This window comes from Paraburkholderia nodosa DSM 21604, assembly GCF_000519185.1.
GTDB lineage: Bacteria > Pseudomonadota > Gammaproteobacteria > Burkholderiales > Burkholderiaceae > Paraburkholderia > Paraburkholderia nodosa.
In genome coordinates this window covers 66,467-72,945 of the sequence record NZ_JAFA01000041.1, presented here as the reverse complement: position 1 = coordinate 72,945, position 6,479 = coordinate 66,467, and the positions used below count along the sequence as shown (strand labels likewise).

At 61.6% G+C, this 6,479-nt stretch carries 3 protein-coding genes and 1 rRNA gene; 1 reads left to right on the top strand and 3 read right to left on the bottom strand.

What is annotated here, in order from left to right:
* The 3 genes from A3CW_RS48820 to A3CW_RS0136835 form a co-directional block, all read right to left on the bottom strand.
* Window positions 1-217: ribosomal RNA gene (locus tag A3CW_RS48820) — 16S ribosomal RNA — on the bottom strand; the annotation flags it as partial.
* Window positions 218-659: 442 nt separating this feature from the next.
* Window positions 660-2,939 carry an EAL domain-containing protein gene (locus A3CW_RS48815; protein WP_051481958.1) on the bottom strand — a complete coding sequence of 760 codons (2,280 nt, stop codon included), beginning with the start codon at window positions 2,937-2,939 and terminating at the stop codon, window positions 660-662.
* A 352-nt stretch (window positions 2,940-3,291) separates the two neighbouring features.
* Window positions 3,292-5,505 carry a glycoside hydrolase family 3 C-terminal domain-containing protein gene (locus tag A3CW_RS0136835; protein ID WP_028208008.1) on the bottom strand — a complete coding sequence of 738 codons (2,214 nt, stop codon included), beginning with the start codon at window positions 5,503-5,505 and terminating at the stop codon, window positions 3,292-3,294.
* A 508-nt stretch (window positions 5,506-6,013) separates the two neighbouring features.
* Between A3CW_RS0136835 and A3CW_RS0136830 the strand changes: the two genes are divergently transcribed.
* On the top strand, window positions 6,014-6,451 hold the full coding sequence (locus A3CW_RS0136830) for a hypothetical protein (protein ID WP_028208007.1): 438 nt from the start codon (window positions 6,014-6,016) through the stop codon (window positions 6,449-6,451).
* The last annotated feature ends 28 nt before the right edge of the window (window positions 6,452-6,479 follow it).

The window sequence follows — 6,479 nt, the reverse complement described above, 5'->3', positions numbered from 1 at the left end:
TAGCGCGAGGTCTTGCGATCCCCCGCTTTCATCCAAAGATCGTATGCGGTATTAATCCGGCTTTCGCCGGGCTATCCCCCACTACTGGACATGTTCCGATGTATTACTCACCCGTTCGCCACTCGCCGCCAGGATTGCTCCCGCGCTGCCGTTCGACTTGCATGTGTAAGGCATGCCGCCAGCGTTCAATCTGAGCCAGGATCAAACTCTTCAGTTTAAACCTGTTACTGTTTTCGGTCTCTCTCGAGACCGGTCGCTCACTCAAAGCTGACAGGAATCTGAATTGCTTCAAAAACCTGACTTACTTTAGTGTGAGACTCTTGATACTTTTGCTGCTCCCGATATCGCTCCGAAGAACCATATCAGGTCGCCACCGCATCAAGCGCCCACACTTATCGGCTGTAAATTTTTAAAGAGCAATTCGTCTTAATCGCTTCGTTTTCGTTCGCAGCGATCAGCGAAGGAGGCGAATTATGCGGGTCATTCCAGATATCGTCAAGCGACTTTCGAATATTTATTTTGGGGGCCGCTACGCCGATTTTCAGCACCCAGCGGCACCCACGCGTAACAGGTCGCCCCTTCTGTCACCAGATCGGGTACCGCAGCTCCGCCCGGCCCACAGCACAATCGAAATTTGAGCGCAGTGATGTCGTTGCCGATCAAGCGCCGACAGTCTCGACGACGCCTTCGGGAAGGGGCTGGGGCAACCCGACACAAAACCCTTGTGCGTAGTCGATGCCAATGCCGCTGAGGCGCCCGATGATCGCCTCGCTTTCCACAAATTCGGCGATGGTCGCCTTGCCCGCTGCGTGGGCCACCTGGTGAATGGACTGGACGATCGTGCGATCGAGGTCGCTGCTGGCAATCCCGCGCACGAAGCTGCCGTCGATCTTCAGATAGTCCACGGGCAGGCGCTTGAGGTAAGTGAACGAGGACATGCCGGAGCCGAAATCGTCGAGCGCGAATCGGCAGCCGAGTGCTCGCAGGCTCTCCATGAGGGCAATCGCTTTCGAGAGGTTGGTGATCACGGCCGTTTCCGTGATCTCGAAGCAGACGCTTTCGAAGCTGATTGCGCAGCGTTGCTGCTGCTGCACGATGTACGCGAGCAAGTCTTCGTCGCCGAGCGACGCGCCGGAGAGGTTGATCGACCAGACGTTTGCCGCAAGATGGCCAGCCGCGATGGCTTCGAAAGCACGGCCGATCACCCATCGGTCGACGAGCGGCATCAAGTTGAAGCGCTCGGCGGCGCCAATGAAGTACGCGGGAGGAATCACACCACCCGATTCGTCGACCATGCGCAGCAGCAACTCGACGTGCACTTCCTCGCCGGGACCGCCCTCCTTCAGCGACTTGATCTGTTGCGCGTAGAGGCAGAAACGGTCGTGCTCGAGCGCCGCCTTCACGCGGGCCACCCACTCCATCTGCGTATGGGTGGTCGACTGGAGCTGATCTTCGAGGCAGTACTGATGCACGCGGTTGCGGCCTTTTTCCTTGGCCATATAACAGGCGACGTCGGCCGCCTTCATGATGTCCCACGTCGAGATTTGCGTGGCGTCCACCTCCACCACGCCAATGCTCACACCAGTCGTCAGCAAACGCTGGTCCCATGGTAGCCGGATGACCGTCACGGCCTCCCGCAGATCCTCCGCGACCCGCATGGCGTCGCCGATGCAGCACTCCGGCAGCACGACGCCGAATTCATCACCGCCCAGGCGTGCGAGGATATGGGCGGCGCGCAGTTGTTGTTTCAACGCCGTGCCCACGCTGCGGATCAATTCGTCGCCGGCAGCGTGGCCGCAAGTATCGTTGACGACCTTGAACTGATCGAGGTCGAGGAACATCACCGCATGCGGGCGTGTCCCGGCCTTCTCGAGCAACCCCGATAGCCGGCGCTCGAATTCGCGGCGGTTCAGCAAACCCGTCAAATGATCGTGCGTAGCCTGATATTCAAGTTCGGCGGCATGCTTGCGCTCCGTGCTCGCGTCTCGAAGCACCATCACCGTGCCCAGCATTTCCTCTTCGTCGTCGCGGATCGTCGCCACAGAGCAGGCCACGGGCAGGAGCGTGCCATCCGGGCGCGTCACCGAGAGTCTGCGCTGCGCGTCGTCGTCGGCCGCTGCTGCACGGTTGTGCAGACATTGCGCGGTAACGATATTGCCGGAGCGCTCGTCGTAGAGATCACACACGTCGAACAACGGCTTCTGGCAAATATCGCGCGAGGGACGCCCGAGCATGCGCTCAGCGGCGGCGTTGCAATAGGTCACGCTCGCCTGGTTGTCCATGCGGATCACGCCGTCGTCGATCGAAGCGAGCGTGGCCTCGGTGAGGCTCTTTTCCTTCGCGGCGGCCGCTTCTGCCCGCTTCAGCCCGGAGATATCGAAGAGGCAGCCGACGATGCGCGTGGCCCGGCCGCTATCATCGCGTATGGCCTTGCCGCGTCCCCGGCACCACAGGTATCGACCATCGGCCATTCGCAGCCGGTACTCGACGTCGTAGAGGCTGTCATGCTTCAGATGGTTGATGATGGTCTCGCGCAAACGGAGCAGATCCGCAGGATGCACGAGCGCGTTGAAAGCGCGGGTGTCCATGGGGAGGTCGCCGTCGCCATAGCCGAGTTGCTGGTACAGATAGCGGGAATAGTAGGCACGGTCGCTGACCAGGTCCCAGTCCCATAGTCCGGCATTGATGCCCTCGAAGCCGAGGCTGAGACGCTCCTCGCTCAAACGCAAACGGGCGCCAAGGCGCCGGGAGAGGCGCAGCAGCAATAGCATGCCGGTGCAAGCGAGCACCGCGACGGGCCACGCTATGACAGCACGGGAGCACTGGGCGAGCACGGCCGCCGCTACGGCACTCACCCACACAGGGACGAGCACCACAATGAGTCGACCGCGGCGGTTGCCTTCGGTAATCCAGTTCACAGCGCGTGTGATCAGTCTCATGGCTGATTTAGTATTCTTCTTGGTTCAGCTTCCATGCGTCACGTGCGCGCGGCACTACGAGACAGAGTCACAGTAAAGCGTGACGGCGTGTATCTGGAAAACGCGCAAACGGAGGAAGGCCCACGGACGGGTGGGTAAGTCTACCCGCGTTCCCTATTCTGAATGAATGGGGATTACCCGCAGAAGTTATTTATGTTTGCGGGAATACGCATTCGCGTTCTTGCGCGCGCGAATGATAGACACGAAAAGCATTGCAAATTCGATATTCAACCGGCTCGCAAACGTTCGCGAGCCGGCCGTTTTCGAGAATAGAAAACAGAGGCCGCAACGCAGCCTCCTTACGCCCTCCTGCTTACCGGCTCTGCAGGCGGATATCGCGCGACGAGGCGCCCACATACACCGCGCCGCCAGACACGTAGGCCCAGTCGTTATGCGACGTGTCCCAAACGCTCTGTGCACGTTCGGTGATCGTCACGCGCACCGGTTGCGACTGCCCCGGCTTCAGGAACACCTTCTGGAATCCAACCAGACGACGCGGCGGCTCGCCGGCATAACTCACGCCCAGATACACCTGCGCCGTTTCCGCACCGGCTACGCGGCCATCGTTGCGCACCGTGAACGACGCCGTGAGCGTATGCCCCGGGCCTTGCTTCACCGTCAGTCCCGAATAGCTGAAGTGCGTATACGAAAGGCCATAGCCGAACTCGTAAAGCGGCGTGATGTTGTTCGCGTCATACCAGCGATAGCCCATGTCCAGCTTTTCGGAGTACACGGGATCGGTCGCGAAGGCGCCGTTCGTCCCCCACGTCGGCGTGTCCTGATCGTGTACCGGGAACGTGACAGGCAGCTTGCCCGAAGGGTTCACCTGACCGAACAGCACGTTCGCGATCGCCTTGCCGCCACCTTCGCCCGGGTACCATGCCTCGACGATTGCCGAGACCTGGTCCTTCCAGGGCATCAGTACCGGATTGCCGCTCTCGATGATCACGATCGTGCGCGGGTTGGCCTTCGCAACGGCCTCGACCAGCTGATCCTGATTCGACGGGTTCGCGAGGCTCAGGCTTTGCAAATCGCCGAAGTCCTCACCCGCAGGCTGCGCCACGACGACGATCGCGACATCGGACTGGCTGGCGAGCGTCGCGGCCTGGGTGATCTCCTGCTGCGTATAGGCGCGGAACGGCTGCGTCTGGTCGGTGTTGCCCGCGAAGCTCACCTGTGCCGAAGGCGCGAGCTGCTGGATTGCCTGGGTGATAGGCGTATTGAGCTTGAGCCACGGGTTGGTCCACCAGCCGCAGCCTGTGGACGAAGCGAACGTGAGCCCGCCGCAGCCCGAGAAGTTGCCCGTGACCGGATCGCGCGTATTGCCCGAGCCGCCGCCAGTCAGCACGGCCGTATCGGCGTGAGCGCCGATCACCGCGATCTTGTGCAGGCTCGGCGCCGAAAGCGGCAACTGGCTGTTGTCGTTCTTCAGGAGAACGATGGATTGTTCTTCTGCGGCCTGCGTGAATACGTTGTACTTCGCGAAGTCGATCGTGGCACCGCCCTGCGCCGGATGGTCCAGCACGCCCGTGCTGATCATCACATAGAGCTTGCGCCGCACCATGTCATCCAGGCGGTCCTGCGAGACGGCCTTCGAGGCGATCGCCTGTTTGACCAGATCGGGCGTGAGATAGACCGTCGGGCCCACGTCCTCTTCCTCGTCGAGACCCGCGTTGATCGCCGGGGCCGTGCTATGCGCCGCGCCCCAGTCCGACTGCACCTGGCCCTGGAAGCCCCAGTCCTTCTTCAGCACGTCGGTCAGCACATGCGTGTTCTCGCACGCGTAGGTGCCGTTCAGGCGGTTGTAGCTGCACATCACGCTGCCCGGCCGCGCTTCCTTCGCCGCGATTTCGAACGGCAGCAGATAGAGTTCGCGCAGCGTGCGTTCGTCGATCTGGCTGTTGCCGCCCTGGCGGCCCGTTTCCTGTTCGTTGCCGACGTAGTGCTTGATCGTGGCGATCACCTGCTGGCTTTGCGTGCCGATGGTGCGCGCCGCCAGCATTTCGCCCGCCAGCACGGGGTCTTCGCCGAGGTACTCGAAGAGACGCCCGCCGCGCGGTTCGCGCGCGAGGTTCGTGCCGCCGCCCAGACCCATGCCGAATCCTTGTTCGCGCAACTGGTCGGCTATGCGCGCGCCGAAGTCGCGCGCGAGGTACGGGTCCCAGCTTGCCGCGAGCGCGATCGTCGCCGGAAAGGTCGTGCTCTTCTGGCTCGTGCTGCCTGAGCCCGTTGCGGAATCAACCATATTCAGGTCGGGAATGCCCAGACGCGGCACGCCCTGAATATAGCCCGCGCCGCCGCCCGGCACGGCGCTCATCTGGTATTCGGAATGGATGAACTGGAGCTTCTCGTCCTGCGTCATGCGCTTGAGCAGCAGGTCGGCACGAACGTGCGCGCCGAGGTTCTGGGGGACGGCCATCAACGGCATCGGCAACGGATAAGGTACGTCGTTGCTGCTTTCGCCGGCATGGGCGGTAGCGGCCATCGCAACCAGCACGGCGGCGGTGGGCCAACGGGTGATCCTCATATGTCTCTCCGAGAGTTCGAGTACGTTATGGAGTACTGATCAGACCGGTAAACAGGGTCTGCCAGAGCGGCCGGCCGCGTCAGGCGCCGGCAAACTTCCTGCGGGGGAAACCGGTTGAGCCGCGATGCGCAAACGTTTGCTTTTGTACGTGCGCGTGGACCTCGCCGGTTGATGTAGCAAAACTCCAAATAATCATATAAAAACTATTGAGTAGCCTTACGAGCTTTTATCTCGGTGTTTTCCCGGCTGGCGGTAGCTGACACGCATGAAAGGCGCGAAATAGACAGGAACTCGTAAGCAATGAGTAATGAGATTGTTGCGAACGCAACGGAAATTCAGAATTCGATGTGATTTGCATGACGCTCGCGAAGGCGGAGCGGCGCCCCGTGAACGCAGCGCGCAGAGCGCATCGCGGGCCGAAAAAAGCTAATCTGTTACGAGGCCTGCAGAAGCGGCGGCGCTCGCGCCTGCGTGCTCGAAATCGACATCACTGTAAGGAGTGGCCACGATGGAAAGGCAACGCAAGGCTCCCCGAATCGCTTCGACCCTGCTCGCTGCAACGTGCGCATTCGCTCTGGCAAGCAGCGCACTCGCGCAAACGGGCATGCCACAAACGGAGCAGCAAGGTGACGTCTCGTTCGTGTCCGGCGGGGTCGGCCGCGACGAGTCCACGGCGCTGCGGCATGCGCGCAGCCAGTGGCCGCTCTCGCTGCTGTTTACCGGTCCCGGTTCGAGCTATGTTGCGGACGTGCAGGTACAGATAACGAACGCCGGCGGCACGTCCGTGCTCGACACGCGTTCGCACGGTCCGTACATGCTCGTGCGGCTGCCCAGCGGACGCTATACGATCACCGCCACCTATAACGAGGTAACGAGGACGCAGCGCGTGAACGTCGCCGGCAACGGCAGCGCGCGTGCGACGTTCTCGTTTCCGGGCAAGCACTGAGCACGAGTCGCGTCTCCAGCCTGTCGAG

Excerpts from the sequence above, each read along its gene's own strand:
- A3CW_RS48815 (WP_051481958.1), bottom strand. The coding sequence starts at position 2,939 with ATGAGACTGATCACACGCGCTGTGAACTGGATTACCGAAGGCAACCGC.
- A3CW_RS0136835 (WP_028208008.1), bottom strand. The coding sequence starts at position 5,505 with ATGAGGATCACCCGTTGGCCCACCGCCGCCGTGCTGGTTGCGATGGCC.
- A3CW_RS0136830 (WP_028208007.1), top strand. The coding sequence starts at position 6,014 with ATGGAAAGGCAACGCAAGGCTCCCCGAATCGCTTCGACCCTGCTCGCT.